Below are 16453 nucleotides of genomic sequence, written 5' to 3'. Positions count from 1 at the left end.
GCCTTGGGCTTGGATTGCGTGTGTCCTTGGTTTTTCATGATTACCCCTCTGAGTTTACTGACTTCCTTCGAAGTCTCAGCGAATGACGTGTTGTTTCGACCTGAAGCGCTTGAGCGAGCACGAGCGGCAGCCAGCGCGTCGCAAGCGCCTGCTTCTCTTGTTTGCTTCAGGGTTTAGTCGGCGGCAGCGGCCGGGCCGTAGAGCAGGCCGTTGAAGAACAGCCGGAAGGTCCCCGCCGGTTGGGCGCGTTGCAAGACTTCGACGCCGTAGACGAACAGCTTGCCCTTGCCGATATCCACTTGGACGACGGCCGAGGTGTCTTTCAGCAACTCCTGATGGTGCGCCCAGCCGCTCCGCAAAGGCGCGTCGGTATCGAACCAGGCCACGGACTTCGCGCCTTCGCCGGCGATGCGATAGGTCTGGCCGTTGGCGAAGAAGACATCCGCCTGGGCCGGCATGCCGAAGGCCAGGGGGTCGGTGTTGTCCACCTTGGCGCTCAGGATCGAACCGGGCAGGAAGAACTCGGTCGTGGCCAGGGGCCGCTGCGTTCCATTCTCTTCCTTGACCAGGGCCGGAGCGATGGGCGCGCCCAGAAGGTGCGCCAGGCGATTGGCGCCGCCGATCGTGATGACCGAGCCGCCGTTGCGAGCGAACTCGGCAATCTGTGGCACGGCGCCGTCAGCAGTCACTTCGCCCAGCCAGGCGCGATAGGCTTCGGGGATGTCCTCGGCTTGCGGCAGAGGCTGGTTGCGCTGGGGACGATAGGCCGCGTGATCGAGCGCCGGCGTGGTCCCGTCGGTGAACACCAGGACGTCGAAGCGCTCGTTCAGGTTTCCGGCGCTGAGGGTCTGCGGATAGACCACCTCGAACGGGAACTCATATTGCTCCAGCAACCAGCGGGTCCAGCCCGCGCTCATGACCCCGCCATAACGGTCCACCAGCCCGACGCGAACGGGCTTCAGGGCGATTGAGCCGCCCGCCGGCTTGCGGTCTACGGCATAGGCGTTGAAGCCCAGCTCGCCGACCGCCGCTAGCACGGCTGCAGTGCTTTCGGGCGAGGCCTGCACCCACAGGGCGCCCGGCTGCAACTGGGTGCGCCCGACCTTGGCGCCATTCTCCAGCCATTCCACGCTGGCCCCCGCCTTCAGCAGGCGATTGGTCAGGATGAAGCTGTTATTGGCCTCATGCGGGATGACGAAGCCCGCACGACCCGAGCCGATGACGGCGCCCGGCGGCGCGGCCAGCAGGTCGTCCGCCCGGCTGAAGGGGCCGTCAAAGCCGTCCAGCACGCGATCGAACGTCACCCCCATCTGATAGGCCAGGGTGTAACCCGCCACGTCGTAGGGCAGCTTGGGCGGGCCGCCCGGATATTCGGTGTTGTGCGGATGGTCCTGCGGCTCGAACATGTCCAGCACGTGGGGGCGGAAGGCCTGGGCGGTCTTCACCACATAGGCGCCCTGCGGATAACGCTTTGCGCCAACGGTGAAGGGGGCGCTGGCGACCTCGACGTCGACGCCGCTCTTCATCAGGGCGTTGAGGAAGGCCACCGTGGTGGGCAGGTCGCGCTGTTCTTCAGGGTTGATGATGAAGCCGCGCGGATCTCGGTTCTCGGCCGTCTTCAGCACCGTGTCGAACAAACCCGCCTCGATGGCGCCGCGATCGGTGGTGGTGGCCGCCGCCTTCAGGTCATCGACTTTCTGGGGCGTAATGGTCCAACTGTCTTGGCTGCCGCGCTCAATGCTGTTGGCGCCCATCTGATAAATGCCCATCAGCAGGCGTTCGCGGTTGCGCGAGGCGTAGTCGATGACAGCCCGGTTCATCGACCACTGGTAGTCGATGCTGTCCTGCAGGCGCCACATGCGGGGGCTGATCGGCATAGGCTCGTCATTGCGGGCCAGCTGGGTCTCGGGGATCAGCGGAATGGCTTCCGGCGTCGGCCCGCCGATGATCTCGGTGAGTATGCCGACCATGTTGTGGAAATAGGGGGCCGACCGATACATGCCGTTGTGCCAGGTCGAGTAGGGGGCGACGCTGTTCATCCCTGATCCGGCCTTGCCTTCAGAGATCAAGCGGCTGTGCATGATGGTCCCGACCTCGGTGGTCGTGGTCATCACCAGCGGGTCGAAGTTGTAGTTGAACGGGTCACGGAAGGGCGGAATGAACACCACCATGCCGCGCGGGCCCGTCTGGTGTTGATTGAAGACGATCTGGGGGAACCACTCGCGATAGTGGACCCTGTTGATGTTTTCGGTTTCGGGCATCAGCGACATGTAGGAGTCGCGGTTGTTATCGTGGCCCACATACTTCTGATACAGGCGCGGGATGGAGTTGAACTCGCGCTTCAGCGGGTCTTCGTTGCGCATATACCAGTCGGCCACCAGTTGCAGGCCGTCCGGGTTGGCGTGGCCGAACAGGATGATGACGTCGTCGAGCGTGCGCCGGGTCTCGGCGTCGTTCTGGGTCAGCAGCCGGTGGATGATCTGGATCTGGCCTTGGGTGGTGACGGTCTCGGTGGCGTGCAGGCCGGCGTCGATCCAGACAATGGCCTTGCCTTCACGCGCCAGGTCGGCCGCCTGTTCTGCGGTTAGGTCTTCGGCGCGAGCCAGGCCGGGAAATGTCGCGATAACGATCCAGATTGGCCAGGTTTTCAGGCGAAGACACGATCGCCATCCACTGGGTGCGTCCTTCAGCGGAGGTTCCGAAGCTCTGTAGCTTCATCCGGTCAGATTCGCCGGCCAGGCGCTGAAGATAACGCTCATACTGATCATAATCGGCGAGGAAGTAGTCCGTGCCGGGAGGCTGGGGGAAAAAGCGCTCAGGCGCCGTCACGATGTCCGAAGCCGGCGTGGCCGCCGTCGCGGCTTGAGCCAAGGCGGCTGAGGCGGGGCCTGCGGCGGTAAGCGCAGTGCTGGTCAGAAGCGCTGCGCAAAGCCGGCTGGCAAAGGTCGTCCGGAACATTGATTTCCCCCATATACGCGCCCAGGATCATCCAGCCGCCGTCGAAGGCTCGGACAAAAAATCGCCCCGTAAAAGACATATTCTCCCTCTGAGAACAATTTTTTGCCAAAAACGAAGGAAGGCGCGCCCTGAGGGGTGGAAAACCGTCAGAAATTTGAAATTATGGCTTGGCTTCTGCAGGATGTGGTGGTTCCGACATTCGAGCTCTAACGCTGGATGCCGATCTGGGCGCTGCGGATGGTGCGCGCGCTGCATCGCCAGAATCTCCTCACAGCCGAGCGGCGAGTGGATAATCGTGGGATGATCTCAGGCGCCGCGTATCGACTGGTCCAGGGCCGGTCGCTGGCGGGAGGGGCCGGGGGTACAGGCCCCGCCTGCGAGCGTCTCAACTGCTAAAATCGCAGGAATAAGGCGGGGGTTTTGCCAACGGGGCTGTCGGCGCTGAACGGCGGGGCCGGGGCCGTTGGCGCGTGGCCGAGAATGGTGCGGATGAGAGGACTCGAACCTCCACGCCTCGCGGCGCCAGAACCTAAATCTGGTGCGTCTACCAGTTCCGCCACATCCGCATAGGTTCGCCCGAGGCTGTAGGCGAGGGCGGCCGTTTCGGCAATCCCGTCCGGCCATGAAAAAGGCCCCGGATCGCTCCGGGGCCTTTCTCTTTTCGGGCCTACCGCGCTTCGCGCTGCTTGAGGCCGTCGGCCCGCTGCAACGTGCAGACGCGGTGTGCGGAACGACTGATCAGGATCAGTCGTCCTTCTTGTTGTCGACGCCATGACCGAAGGCGTCAGCCGCCGATTCCAGCTTCACGTCCTCGGTGATGTCGATGCCCTTGGCCAGCTTCGAGTGGGCGAAGCCGTACAGGCCGTAGATCAGCGCCCCGACCACGGCGTAGACGCCCAGGATGGTCAGCGGCAGCGGGTTGTCGTTCAGGGCGTGCTGGACCATCGGCACGAAGTTGAACGACGCCAGCGTCAGACAGGCCAGGATGCCCAGCACCGCCGTGACCATGCCGCCCGGAACACGGAAGGGACGCTCCATGTCTGGGTGCTTGATGCGCAGGACGATGACCGACAGGCAGACGATGGCGAAGGCCGTCGCCGTGCCCAGCGACACCAGGTCGCCCAGGATCGAGATGGGCAGGAAGGACGCCGCGATGGCGATGACGATGCCCAGCAGGATGGTGCCGATCCACGGGGTGCGGAACTTCGGGTGCACCACGGCGAACGCCTTGGGCAGCAGGCCGTCGCGCGCCATCGTGTAGAAGATCCGCGTCTGGCCGTAGCACAGCACCAGCATGACCGAGGACAGGCCGGTGATGGCGCCGATCTTGATCAGGAAGGCGATCAGGTTGAGCTTGCCGCTCGGCGCGCCGGCCAGCGGAATGTCGGCCCAGGTGAGCGCCATGCGGTCGATGGCGACGGCGATCGGGGCCGGCGAAGCCAGCTCCAGGTAGGGGACGACGCCGGTCATGACGGCGGCCACGACCATGTAGATCAGAGTGCAGACGAACAGGGCGCCCAGGATCCCGATCGGCACGTCCTTGGACGGGTTCTTGGCTTCGGCGGCGGCGGTCGAAACCGCTTCAAAACCGACATAGGCGAAGAAGATGATCGAGGCGCCGCGGAAGATGCCGCCTACGCCGAATTGGTCCCAGCTGTCGCCCTGCGGCGGGATGAAGGGGTCCCAGTTGGCCGGATTGATGTACTGCAGGCCCACAGCGATGAAGGTCAGCAGGACGATGATCTTGATGACCACGATGGCGTTGTTGATGTTCGCCGATTCCGACACGCCCAGCACCAGCAGGCCGCAGACGGCGGCGATGCCGACGGCCGCCACCAGGTTGAAGGTGCCCGTCAGCGGGAAGCCCGCGTCAGCGCCCGACGCGACGTACTGGATCAGCGGGGTGGCCCACTGGGGTCCTTCGCCGCCTGGGTAACTTATTGTCGGGAACAGACTGGCGCTGATCCCGAAGTCATTCAGGATCGACACCACATAGCCGGACCAGCCGACGGCGACGGTCGAGGCCGCGACGCCGTATTCCAGCACCAGAAGCCAGCCCATGATCCAGGCGAAGATCTCGCCCAGAGTGCCGTAGGCGTAGGTGTAGGCCGAGCCCGAGACCGGCATGGTCGACGCCAGTTCGGCGTAGCACAGGCCCGCCAGGCCGCAGGCGATGCCGGCGATGACGAAGGAGAACATGATGGCCGGACCGGCGTGGGCCGAAGCCACCTGACCCGTCAGCACGAAGATGCCCGCGCCGATGATGGCGCCGATGCCCAGACTCATCAGATTCAGCGGGCCAAGCGTCCGCTTCAGCTCGCTTTTGGCGGCTTCCTTCTGAATTTGGGCGATGGATTTTTTAAGGAATAGCCGATTACCGGCAGGCTTTACGCCGTCTGCAGACATGCAGTTGCGCCCCCAACATATGCGACGACCCCTCCCGGGTCGCCTTCTTGGGCGGGGACGCTAGCCATCTGAGGCCGTGCGCGCAACGCGGTTTACGAGGGATGACGCGCCGACGACGCTTTCGTGAACCCCTTCGAAGGCGCTACAGCCGCTTTATGTTGCCGATTCACGCCGTTCTGGAGCCGCTGAAGGCCGCCCTGGCCCAGACCTCTGCGGTCGTCCTGGCGGCCCCGCCGGGCGCGGGCAAGACCACGGTCGTGCCCTTGGCCCTGCTGGATCAGCCATGGCTGGCGGGCGGCAAGATTTTAGTCCTGGAGCCGCGACGACTAGCCGCGCGCGCCGCCGCTGATCGCATGGCCGCTAATCTTGGCCAAAAGGCTGGCGGAACCGTCGGTTATCGCACGCGTCTGCAGAGCCGGATCGGTCCGGACACCCGAATCGAGGTCGTGACCGAGGGCGTCTTCACGCGGATGATTCTCGACGACCCGGGCCTGGAGGGCGTCGGCGCCGTCCTGTTCGACGAATTCCACGAGCGCAGTCTGGACGCCGATCTGGGTCTGGCGCTGGCGCGCGACAGTCAGTCGGTGCTGCGCGACGATCTGCGTCTGCTGGTCATGTCGGCGACGCTCGACATCGCGGGGGTGTCGCGCCTGCTCGACGGCGCGCCAGTGATCGAGGCCGAGGGACGGATGTTCCCGGTCGAGACCCGCTATCTGGGCCGCAACCCGGTCGAACGGTTCGAGGAGGCCATGGCCAAGGCCGTGGTTCAGGCCCTGCACGAGCAGACCGGTTCGATCCTGGCCTTCCTGCCGGGGCAGGGCGAGATTCACCGCACCGTCCAGCGCCTGAACGAGCGGCTGCGTGATCCGTCGGTCGATGTCGTCGCCCTCTATGGCGCGCTCGACAAGGCCGAGCAGGACCGCGCCATCGAGCCCGCCGCGCCTGGCCGCCGCAAGGTGGTTCTGGCGACCTCCGTGGCCGAGACCAGCCTGACCATCGAGGGGGTGCGCGTGGTGATCGACGGCGGCCTGTCGCGCGTGCCCCGCTTCGAACCGTCCAGCGGCCTGACCCGGCTGGCGACGGTCAAGGTCAGCCGATCCTCGGCCGAGCAGCGGCGGGGCCGCGCGGGCCGGGTCGAACCGGGCGTCTGCTATCGCCTGTGGGACGAGGAACAGACGCGCGGCCTGGTCGCCCATCAGCGGCCGGAAATTCAGGAGGCGGATCTGACCGCCTTCGCGCTCGATCTGGCGCGTTGGGGGGCGAAGTCGGTCGAGGGGCTGGCCCTGCTGGACCCGCCGCCCGTTGGCGCCATGGCCGAGGCGCGCAGAGTGCTGGCCCGTCTGGGCGCGCTGGACGCCAAGGGCGACCTGACGCCGCACGGGCGACGGCTGACCCGCATCCCCTTGGCGCCGCGTCTGGCCCACATGGTCGCTGTCGCCTCAGATCAGGGCGATGCCCTGGGCGGGGCGAGGATCGCGGCGGTGCTCAGCGAGCCGGGCCTCGGCGGAAACGGCGTCGATCTGCACGAACGCCTCAAGGGACTGGAGCGGGACCGTTCGCCGCGCGGCCGCGACGCGATGAAGCTGGCTGAGCGCTGGGCGCGGGCGGCGGGCGGCGGCCGGGACGGCGAGCCGGACGCCGGCCTGCTGCTGGCCGAGGCCTTCCCCGAACGCGTCGCGCGCGCCAAGGGCAAGCCGGGCGAGGTGCTGCTGGCCTCCGGGCGCGGCCTTCATCGAGCCGACGGATCATCTGGCGCGCGAACCGTGGTTGGCGGTGGCGGAACTGGGCGGCGGAGACGCTCGCGACCGCATCCGTCTGGCGGCGGCGCTGGACGCCGCGACGCTGGAAGCCGATCTGGCGCATCTGATCGAGGTCGAGGACCGGCTGGCGCGCGAGCCTTCCGGCAAGCCGGTGATCCGCCGCATCCGGCGCATCGGCGCGTTGGTGCTGGACGAGAAAGTGGTCGGCGCGCCGGATCGGGCGACCATGACCGCGGCGCTGAAGTCGGAAATCGAAGCGGGCGGCCTCGGCGCCTTGAAGTGGGGCGAGCAGGCGGGAGCGCTGCGGGCGCGGCTGGCTTTCATGCGCGAGCTGGACGGCGCCTGGCCCGACGTTTCGGATGAGGGGCTGCTGGCGGCGCGCGAGGACTGGCTCTGGCCTCTGCTGGACGGTGCGCGATCGCTGGCCGACATCAGCGACGGCAAGCTGGCTGAAGCCCTGCGCGGACTGATCCCCTGGGATTTGCAGCGCAAGCTGGATGAACTGGCGCCGACGCGCCTGACCACGCCGCTGGGCAGCGCGGGCATCGACTATGCCGCCGAGGGCGGACCGCGTGTCGAAATCCGGGTGCAGGAACTGTTCGGCGTAAAGGCGCACCCGATGGTCGGCGGGGGCCGTGTGCCCCTGACGCTCAGCCTGCTGTCGCCCGCGCGGCGGCCGGTGCAGGTGACCAAAGACCTGCCGGGTTTCTGGGCAGGGTCATGGGCGGCGGTGCGCAGCGAGATGCGCGGCCGCTATCCGCGCCACCCGTGGCCGGAAGATCCGGGCAATGCGGCGGCGACCACCCGGGCCAAGCCGCGCGGAACCTGACGCCGCATCAGCCCGCCTTACAGCCCTTCGCCATAGGCGGCGTCGGTCACCGCATAGACCATGATGCCGGTGGCAATGGCCAGGTTCAGGCTGTCGGCGCGGCCGCGCATGGGGATCTTGACGTTCAGGTCGCAGGCGGCGGCCAGATCGTCGGTCAGGCCCGCCTGTTCATTCCCCATCATGATCAGGGCGGGGTGGCGCGCCGGGCTGTCGCGATAGCCGTGGGTGGCGTCCAGGCGGGTGCCGATGACGCTGCCGGGCCAAGAGGCGCGCCAGGCCAGGAACTCTTCACGCGTCGCCTTGCTGATGCTGACCGCGAAGACCGAGCCCATGGTCGCGCGCACCGCCTCGACCGAGAAGGGATCGACGCAATCGCCGATGAGGATGACGCCGCCGCAGCCGGCCGAGTCCGCTGTGCGGATGATGGTGCCCAGATTGCCCGGATCGCGCACCTGCTCCAGCGCCACCCAGCAGGGCTTGGCGTCGGGCTGGATGGCGTCCAGCGGCGTATAGACCTGTTCGAACACGCCCAGCACCGTCTGCGGATTGTCGCGACGGCTGATCTTTTCGAGGATGGCGTGGGTGACGACGATGATCTGCCCGCCGCTCTTCAGCGTCTCGGCCTTGGCTCGGTCCAGCAGGAGGTGGGGCCGGGCGTCCTGACCGACCAGCAGCATGACCGGGGCGCGCCCCTGATCCAGCGCCTCGCCGATGAACTTCAGACCCTCGGCGAGGAAGCGGCCCGTCGCCTCGCGCTCCTTGCGCATGTGCAGGGCGCGGACGGCCTTGATGGTGTCGTTGGTGAGGGAGGTGATGAGGCGTTCGGTCATCAGGCGCTCCATCGGGCGAAGAAGCTGAGGCCGATCGCGCGGGCGCTCTCGCCGTCCTCCGACAGGGCCAGTTCGCCCCAGTCGATGCGGCCGCCGCGATCATGCGTCGCCTCGGCCATCATATGCGCCAGCGACAGGCCCGAAATGCGCGCCGCATAGGCGTTCAGCAGCAGGAAGGAGGCGTCGTCGGACAGCAGGGCGGCGCAGCCCTTCAGCAGCCCCGGCATGTCCTCGAACAGCCGCCAGACTTCGCCATTGGCGCCGCGCCCATACTTCGGCGGGTCCAGGATGATGCCGTCATATTTGCTGCCGCGCCGCACCTCTCGCGCCACAAACTTGCGGGCGTCCTCGACGATCCAGCGGATCGGGCGGTCGGCCAGGCCGGAAAGTTCGGCGTTCTCGCGGGCGTAAGCCACGGATTTCTTGGAGGCGTCGACGTGGGTGACGTGGGCGCCCGCCGCCGCGCAGGCCAGGCTGGCCACGCCGGTATAGCCGAACAGGTTCAGAATCTTCGGCTGCTTCAGGGTGCGGACGCGGGCGTCTAGCCACTCCCAGTTGGCCGCCTGTTCGGGGAAGAAGGCGAGGTGCCGGAACGGGGTGAAACGCCCCATGAAGCGCACGTCGCGCCACTTTAGCGGAAAGGCGTCGATCGGCCCGTGTTGATCGAACCGCCAGCGACCGGAATCCTCTTCCTCCTGCTGGGGGTCGAACATGGCGTTGGCGCGCTCGAAGGCTGCCTCCTCATGAGGCTTCCAGAAGCACTGGGGCTCGGGGCGCACGACGGTGTAGCGGCCATAACGCTCCAGCTTGCGGCCGTCGCCGCTGTCCAAAAGGGCGTAGTCCGACCACCCGCGGGTGACCAGGGTTTCGGGCGTGGAGGAAAGAACCGGAGCCATGCGCGCTGATAGGCGCTCAGGCCGCTGCTCGTCCAGCGTCGGGATAGGGGTCAGGAACGATGATCAGTTCTATATCGTCCTGATGCGGGGTCTTGTCCCAGCGGTGCGGTTCCAGCGCCAGCCGGACGGCGGCGTGCATGAAGGCCAGGCTCAACAGGAACCAATAAGGCAGGGAGGCCGCCATATCGAGCGGGCCATAGGGCGTCCCGGCGATCCGCGCGCCGCGGTATTTGGTGATCCAGGCGGCTGCGACCCCCACGATCAGCACCGCCCATCCCAGAACGGAAAGGGACGGCAGTTGCCTGTCCATGGCCGACATCAGGCAAACCACGGCGACCCAGGCCATGCAGCCGGCATGGACCGCCGCCGATCCCAGGCCGGCGCCGATGGTCATGATCAACGCCGCCCAGCCGCGCCAGCCCATTCCCTCGGTCCAGCGCGTATGCACCGCCAGCGTCTGCAGATAGCCTTTCAGCCAGCGCGTCCGCTGCGGCAGCCAAAGGCGCACCGGACCGGGCGGCGTCTCATAGGTGGGCCGGCTGATGACGCCCAGTCGATATCCGGAACGCCAGATCCGAAAACCCAGATCGGCGTCTTCGGTCACGTTCCACGAATCCCATCCGCCCAACGCCCTCAGCACCGACACGCGGAAATGATTGCTGGTCCCGCCCAGCGGAAAGGGCAGGCCAAGCCGAACCATGGCGGGCAGGGTGATCTCGAACAGGGCGGCGTATTCGGCCGCAAACTGGCGGTCGAGCAGGGGGTGAGGGCTGGTCTTCTGGCGACTTCGGATGCGCAGCGGAGCCTGAACGCAGGCCAGGCTGTCGCCCTCATCGCGAAACTTCATCGCCGCTTCCTTCAGTTGCAGCGGATCGGGGTCGTCTTCCGCGTCGTAGATGGTCAGGAAGTCGCCGGTCGCGCGCGCCAGGGCGTAGTTCAACGCGCGTGGCTTCGTCTTCGGCGTGCCGGGCGGCACCACCAGCACGCTCAACCATTCGGGCAGCTCCAGCTGCGACGCTGCGGCGATCGTGGCGTGATCATCGGCTTCAAGCGCCAGGAAGCCTTGCAGGCGGTCACGGGGATAATCGATCTCATCCAGTCGCTCGACCAGATGGGGCAATATCTGCGCCTCGTGATAAAGCGCAGCTACGACGGTGTAGCGGGGCCAGTCCTCATGACGCCAACTGGAGGACGGGGCCGCCCTCGGCGCGCGGGCCTGAACCGCGATCAGGCCCAGCCGCCACGCCGCCAGCGCCAGAAATCCGATCTGTGTCGATACAAGGAGCCATCCGGCCAGACGCGGCACAGCGGCGGCGCTGGTCATGCTCAACGCCAGCGCGACGCCTATGGAGATCGCCTGAACGCGCGTCAGGGTGATGCGCGCTGACTCTGTCCTTGATTGTTGACAACCCACCACGCCCTCGTCCGATTTAACGCAATGTTAATATCATTGATATCCCAAAGCTTGGGTTTGGCTAGAGGGGTTGGTCGAGTTAACCTCGCCTCGGGACTCGGGTCCCTCGTTCAAGGAGCCAGTTGATTGTCGATCTCCACGACTTCCACGTCGCGATCGAACCGCAAGGCCAAGGGAGACGGGCACGAACGCCGGGCCGAGATCCTGACGGCGGCCGAACGCATCTTTGTCGAAAGCGGCTACGACGGCGCCACGATCCGCAAGATCGCCGATGAGGTGGGCCTGTCCTCGACGGCGCTCTACATGCATTTCGCCGATAAGAGCGAAATCCTGAACGAGATTTGTAGGAATACCTTCGAACGGCTGGCCGAGCGCAACCGCAGCATCCTGGCGGATACGGAACCCTCGCTGGCGCGCCTGCGCCGGATCGCCGAGAGCTATGTGGCTTTCGGTCTGGAGCATCCCAACGCCTACCGCCTCGCCTATCTCACGCCGACGGCCGAGACCCGCCACGGGGCCGAGACCATCGCGCAGAAGGCGGGAGGAGAGTTGTTTGAGGCCGTGGTGTCAGTTGTCGAAGACGCCGTGGAGCAGGGCGTCCTACGCGGGGACGCGCGGATACAGGCGCAGGTCATCTGGGCTTGCGTGCACGGTCTGGTCTCCTTGCTGATCACCAAGCCCTATTTCGACTGGGCGGACCGGGAAGTCTTGATCCGCACTCAGTTGGACGTGCTGTTCAATGGGCTGGCCGCCCGGTGAGGCGATGCTGCTGCGGACTCGTCCTCCTGATCACCGCAACCTTGGCGACCGCAACCCAGGCGCGGCCGCTGCGGGTGATGGCGTTGGATCAGTGCGCCGATCAGTTCGTCCTGGCCCTCGCGCCTGACGCGGAGCTCGCCCTGTCGCCGCGCGCCGACGATCCCGATGCATGGATGCGACAGGCGGCGAAAGGCCGGCGGCAGGTGCGTCCGACCCTGGAGGCCGCGACAGGATTTCAGCCGGATGTGGCGGTTCGTTACTGGGGCGGCGATGCACGGCTTTTGAACGCGCTCGATCGGCGTGGAGTGCGCACGGTCGGCATCGACGACGCCACGGACATGGAGGGGATCAAGGCCAATATCCGCAAGGTGGCGGCCGCACTGGATCGCCGTGCGCGCGGCGAGGCCCTGATCCGCCAAATGGAGACGCGGCTGACGCAGGCGTCGGGCGCGGGGCGGGGGCGGGCGGCTGTCTATGTCACGGCCAGCGGCTTCACCAGCGGGCCGGGCTCGCTGATGGACGCCATTCTGCGCGCGGCCGGGTTCCGCAACGGGGTGATGCACCCCGGCTATCAACCGCTGGGGCTGGAGCGGGTGCTGCTTTCGCCGCCTGCGCTGTATGTGAAGGGATTCTTCGACCTGGCGCGGTCGGACTGGCGCGGCGCCGGGCGCCATCCAGTCATGCGCCGAGCGACAGCGGAACGCACGGCGGCCAGCCTGCCGGGCGCGGCCCTGACCTGTCCCGCGTGGTTCGCGGCGGACGCAGCTGCTCTGCTGGCGGAGCAGGCGAAATGACCGGCGCCGCGAGACTGAATATCGGCCTGGGTTTGGCCCTGGTCGCCGCGCTCGGCGTGGCGGTGACCCTGGGAGAAACCGCTTTCAGCGCGGGGCAGTACGCCGAGGGGTTTTCTAATCCTGCGTCCGGTCCGGGCGAGGTGCTGTGGCTGGTGCGTGCGCCTCGCGCGGTCTGCGCCCTGCTGGTCGGCGCCGCGCTCGGTTTGGCCGGGGCGGTCATGCAGGGGCTGTTGCGCAATCCTCTGGCCGAGCCGGGGGTGCTGGGGGTGTCGGCGACCTCGGCTCTGGCCGCTGCGACCGCTATTGTTCTAGGGCTGGCCGCCATACCCGGCGCTGTCGAAAGCGCGGCCCTGTTCGGCGCGGCGGTCGGCGGCGGCCTGCTGATCGCCCTGGCGGCGCGGGTGCGAGCGCCTGAGGCGCTGATCCTGTTCGGCGTGGCCCTGTCCAGCTTCGCAGGCGCCCTGACGGCCCTGATCTTCAACCTGTCGCCCTCGCCGATCGCCTCGGCCGAGGTGATGAACTGGCTGCTGGGCTCAGTCGAAAACCGAAGCTGGATCGACGTGGCCTGGGTGGCGCCGGCGCTTCTGATCTCGGCGTTTCTGGCGAGAAGCGCGTCGCCGGGGCTGCGGATGCTGACGCTGGGCGAGGAGGCCGCCCGCGCTTCCGGCCTGTCGATGGGACGGATGCGGGTGCTGGCCCTGGCGGCGGCGTCGCTGGCCGCAGGCGCGGCGGTGGCCGTTGCCGGCGTCATCGGCTTCGTCGGCCTGGCGGCGCCGCATCTGGTGCGGGCGGCGGTTCGCGGCGATCCGGGACGGTTGCTGGCGCCCTCGGCTCTGGCGGGCGGCCTGATGCTGGTGCTGGCCGATCTTATGGCGCGGATGCTGCCGACGGATCAGGAGCTGAAGCTGGGGGTGTTCACCGCCCTGGTCGGCGCGCCGCTGTTCGCCCTGATCGCGTGGCGGGCGGCGCGGGAGTGGCGGCTGTGAGCGGGCTGCTGGAGCTTGAGAACGCCCACGCGCGCCTCGGCGGGGTCGAGGTGCTGAACGGCGCATCCTTCGTTGTCCGGCCAGGCGAAGTCGTCGCCCTGTGCGGACCGAACGGGGCGGGCAAGTCGACGGCGGTTCGCGCCGCCCTGGGCCTGACCTCGCTGACGCAAGGGACCGCTCGTCTGGGCGACCACGAGGCCCGGCGCCTGTCGGAACGCCAGCGCGGCGAGCGCGCGGCCTATCTGCCGCAGGACCGTTCCATCGCCTGGAACCTGCCGGCCGTCGAAGTGGCGGCGTTGGGCGCGCCCTTCCTGACCGGAGGGGCGGCTCTCGAGCGCGCCCGCGCCGCGCTGGACGAAGTCGGCGTCGGCCATCTGGCCGATCGCGGCGTGGCCGATATGTCGGGCGGCGAACGCGCACGCGTGCTTCTGGCGCGCGCCCTGACGGTTCCGGCGCTCTCTTGGTCGCCGATGAGCCGATCGCCGGTCTGGACCCGGACGCCCAGCTGCTGGTTCTGGAGCGGCTGCGGGCGCGCGCAGACGCCGGGCGCGGGGTCCTGGTCAGCCTGCACGACCTGAGCCTGGCGGCGCGTTTCGCCCATCGGGTCGTGGTGCTGGATCAGGGCCGCACGGCGGCGGAAGGCGCGCCGACCGAGGCCCTGTCGCCCAGCATCTTGAAGACTGTCTTCAACCTCGACGCCGTATGGCTTGAGGCCTCAGACGGGCCGTGGTTAGCGGCCCGTCGCGCGTCACATCACGGCTGATAGGCGCGCGGTCCGGCGTTCGGCGGCGTGCCGCGCGCCAGGTCCGCCGAGGGCGTCAGCGGGGCAGAGCCGCCGTTCAGGCGGGCGCGATAGACCTGCATGTTCTCCATCACCCGCATCATGTAGTTGCGCGTCTCGGTGAAGGGGGCGCATTCGATGAAGTCGATCGGGTCGACCTGGGCCTGACGCGGGTCGCCGCAGCGGGCGGTCCACTGCGGCGGACGGGCCGGTCCGGCGTTGTAACCGACAGAGGCCAGCAGGGGAGATCCGCCGAAGTTGTTCATCAGCTCGCCCAGGTGATAGCTGCCCAGGGTCATGTTGATCTCCGGGTCCCAGAGCTGCTCTGAGTTGAACGAGCGGCCCATGCGACGCGCCACGCCCTGCGCCGTCGTGGGCAGAAGCTGCATCATGCCGCGCGCATCGGCGTGGGAACGGACCAGGGGGTCGAAGCTGGATTCCTGACGGGTGATGGCCAGGGCGAACTCGTTCGGCGCCATGCCCGCGACCTGTTGCGGCAACTGAATCGGATACATCCGCTCGGGCATGACGAAGCCGCGCTGGCTGGCCGCGCGACCGACCATCATCGAGCCGAACTGGTCGCCATAGCCCTGCATCAGGTCGAACAACTGCGCCAGGTCGTAGGGCGACGGCAGGGTATCATCCAGATGATAGGCGAACACCCGCATCAGCGTCTTCTCGCCGATCTGGCCCAGGATGCGGGTGGCCCGCACCACTTCATTGCCCTCGAAGCGGTTGACGTCTTCCGGCGACGGCGCCGGTTCGCCCGGCAGGGTCAGGGTCGTCGCCCCGGCCTTTTCCGCCGCCAGCTGGCCATAGAAGGTCTGCCAGTGCTCGGCCCCCGCCTGATACCAGCGCTGGGCGCCCTCGCGGTCGCCGCGCGCCTCGGCCGCCCGGCCCAGCCAGTACAGGGCGCGCCCTTGCGTGATCGGCGTCGAGGAGGCGTTGCGCAGGGCCTCGAAATGCTGGGCCGCCGTGGCCGGATCATTGAGCTTGGTCAGGGCCACCCAGCCTGCGAAGAACTCGGCGTCGACCTTGCGCTCGCCCGAGGGGAAGCCGTGGCCGTTCATGGCGGCGTAGGCGGCGCGCGCGTCGCCCTGCTGCAGGGCGTCCAGGAAGTAGTTGCGGCGTTCGCTCCACAGGGTGTTCTGACCGTCCGCGTGCGACGGCGCGGCGGGCAGGGCCGACAGGAGCGGGAAGGCTTCGGACTGGCGCCCGGCCGAGCGCAGCAGGCGCACCCGCTCGAGCACCACGGCCGGGTCGTTGGCCTGCGAAGGCGACAGACCGCCGACGATGGCGTCGGGCGCGTAAGCGGTGCGCAGCGCCATCACCGTATTGGCGATGGTCTGACGGTCGGCCGGAACCAGAGCGACCATCGCGCGCGTCGCCGGGCCGTGCGGCCCCAGCAGCAGCATGTTCAGCCGCGCCACATGATCGTCGCTGGTCAGCCACCCGCTCCAGCGCGAGTAGATGCGGCTTTGCTGAGCTTCCTCAAAGCTCTGGGTGCGCCACCAGTCGCGAATCAGCGCCTGGGCCTCCTGGCGGCGGCCGGTCTGCTCCAGCGCGCCGGCCAGGGCGATGGCGCCCTGGGCCGTGGTCGGGGCGGTCCCGTTGAAGAAGGCGATGACGGCGTCCGGCGACTGGCCAGCCATGTCCAGCGCTCGCTCGCCGGCTGCTCTGCGCGATTCGCCGCGCGGCCAGTTCGCCAGGTCGCTCTGCGCCCGCGCCAGGTCGCTGTAGGACATCTGCCTGTCAGAGGTGTCGACCAGCGCCCACTCGACCAGCTTGCGCGCCGAGGGGTCGGAAATCCGGGCCATGACAGCCTGCGTGCCGACCACGTCGCGGGCTCGCGCGGCGGTCAGTCCCTGCTGCACCAGGGCGGCGTCCTGGCTGCTGATGATTCCGCCCTGGCTGGCGGAGTAGGGGGCAGGCGTGCTGTTCAGCACGTCCTGAGCCGGGGAGTCAGAATCGCCAAGGCGGCGGCCACGGTCGTCGCGATCATTAGATATCTGATCCTCATTCATCTTTGGTTGCGGCCAG

At 67.7% G+C, this 16453-nt stretch carries 12 protein-coding genes, 1 tRNA gene and 1 pseudogene; 6 read left to right on the top strand and 8 right to left on the bottom strand.

All coding sequences use genetic code 11. From position 1 onward, the window contains the following. Positions 1–173 precede the first annotated feature (173 nt). The 4 genes from V8F63_RS13240 to V8F63_RS13225 form a co-directional block, all read right to left on the bottom strand. Positions 174–2522 (bottom strand): M14 family metallopeptidase, encoded by a 2349-nt coding sequence (locus V8F63_RS13240; protein ID WP_392355099.1) that lies wholly within the window; start codon positions 2520–2522, stop codon positions 174–176. A gap of 31 nt (positions 2523–2553) precedes the next feature. Continuing rightward, positions 2554–2718 carry a hypothetical protein gene (locus V8F63_RS13235; protein ID WP_392355098.1) on the bottom strand — a complete coding sequence of 55 codons (165 nt, stop codon included), beginning with the start codon at positions 2716–2718 and terminating at the stop codon, positions 2554–2556. Positions 2719–3439: 721 nt separating this feature from the next. Continuing rightward, positions 3440–3524, bottom strand: a tRNA-Leu gene (locus V8F63_RS13230). Positions 3525–3702: 178 nt separating this feature from the next. After that, entirely contained in the window at positions 3703–5364 is a 1662-nt protein-coding gene (locus tag V8F63_RS13225; RefSeq protein ID WP_025977163.1) for an amino acid permease, read from the bottom strand. A gap of 155 nt (positions 5365–5519) precedes the next feature. On the opposite strand from V8F63_RS13225, the pseudogene hrpB reads away from it, so the two are divergent. After that, positions 5520–7953: pseudogene (gene hrpB, locus V8F63_RS13220) on the top strand (ATP-dependent helicase HrpB). 17 nt (positions 7954–7970) lie between these two features. Here the strand turns inward: hrpB and V8F63_RS13215 are convergent. The 3 genes from V8F63_RS13215 to V8F63_RS13205 are packed head-to-tail and all read right to left on the bottom strand — an operon-like array spanning position 7971 to position 11003. Then, positions 7971–8783 carry an RNA methyltransferase gene (locus tag V8F63_RS13215; protein ID WP_392353582.1) on the bottom strand — a complete coding sequence of 271 codons (813 nt, stop codon included), beginning with the start codon at positions 8781–8783 and terminating at the stop codon, positions 7971–7973. After that, positions 8783–9679: a class I SAM-dependent methyltransferase gene (locus V8F63_RS13210; RefSeq protein ID WP_025977160.1), complete on the bottom strand. Its 897-nt coding sequence runs from the start codon at positions 9677–9679 to the stop codon at positions 8783–8785. Before V8F63_RS13210 ends, V8F63_RS13215 begins: the two co-directional genes overlap by 1 nt. 16 nt (positions 9680–9695) lie before the next feature. Then, positions 9696–11003 (bottom strand): glycosyltransferase family 2 protein, encoded by a 1308-nt coding sequence (locus tag V8F63_RS13205; protein WP_278069046.1) that lies wholly within the window; start codon positions 11001–11003, stop codon positions 9696–9698. Between the two features lie 216 nt (positions 11004–11219). On the opposite strand from V8F63_RS13205, the gene V8F63_RS13200 reads away from it, so the two are divergent. Genes V8F63_RS13200 through V8F63_RS13180 form a run of 5 tightly spaced genes read left to right on the top strand, consistent with a single transcriptional unit; the run spans position 11220 to position 14395 of the window. After that, positions 11220–11852, top strand: coding sequence for a TetR/AcrR family transcriptional regulator (locus V8F63_RS13200; RefSeq protein ID WP_025977158.1), 633 nt, complete (start codon positions 11220–11222; stop codon positions 11850–11852). A 41-nt stretch (positions 11853–11893) separates the two neighbouring features. Continuing rightward, positions 11894–12646, top strand: coding sequence for an ABC transporter substrate-binding protein (locus V8F63_RS13195; protein WP_392353581.1), 753 nt, complete (start codon positions 11894–11896; stop codon positions 12644–12646). Further along, the gene (locus V8F63_RS13190) at positions 12643–13632 is read left to right on the top strand and encodes an iron ABC transporter permease (RefSeq protein ID WP_392353580.1); all 990 of its coding nucleotides are present in this window, start codon (positions 12643–12645) and stop codon (positions 13630–13632) included. Before V8F63_RS13195 ends, V8F63_RS13190 begins: the two co-directional genes overlap by 4 nt. Then, positions 13629–14210 carry an ABC transporter ATP-binding protein gene (locus V8F63_RS13185; protein WP_392353579.1) on the top strand — a complete coding sequence of 194 codons (582 nt, stop codon included), beginning with the start codon at positions 13629–13631 and terminating at the stop codon, positions 14208–14210. The genes V8F63_RS13190 and V8F63_RS13185 overlap by 4 nt, the downstream gene beginning before the upstream one ends. Next, positions 14093–14395 carry a hypothetical protein gene (locus V8F63_RS13180; protein WP_392355128.1) on the top strand — a complete coding sequence of 101 codons (303 nt, stop codon included), beginning with the start codon at positions 14093–14095 and terminating at the stop codon, positions 14393–14395. Before V8F63_RS13185 ends, V8F63_RS13180 begins: the two co-directional genes overlap by 118 nt. Here V8F63_RS13180 and V8F63_RS13175 read toward each other — a convergent pair. Beyond that, a complete protein-coding gene (locus V8F63_RS13175; protein ID WP_392353578.1) occupies positions 14386–16359 on the bottom strand; it encodes a lytic transglycosylase domain-containing protein in 1974 nt (657 codons plus the stop codon). The genes V8F63_RS13180 and V8F63_RS13175 overlap by 10 nt on opposite strands. Positions 16360–16453 lie beyond the last annotated feature (94 nt).

The organism is Brevundimonas sp. LF-1, from assembly GCF_037055305.1.
GTDB classification, from domain to species: Bacteria; Pseudomonadota; Alphaproteobacteria; order Caulobacterales; family Caulobacteraceae; genus Brevundimonas; species Brevundimonas sanguinis.
This window is presented reverse-complemented; position numbering and strand designations above follow the sequence as displayed.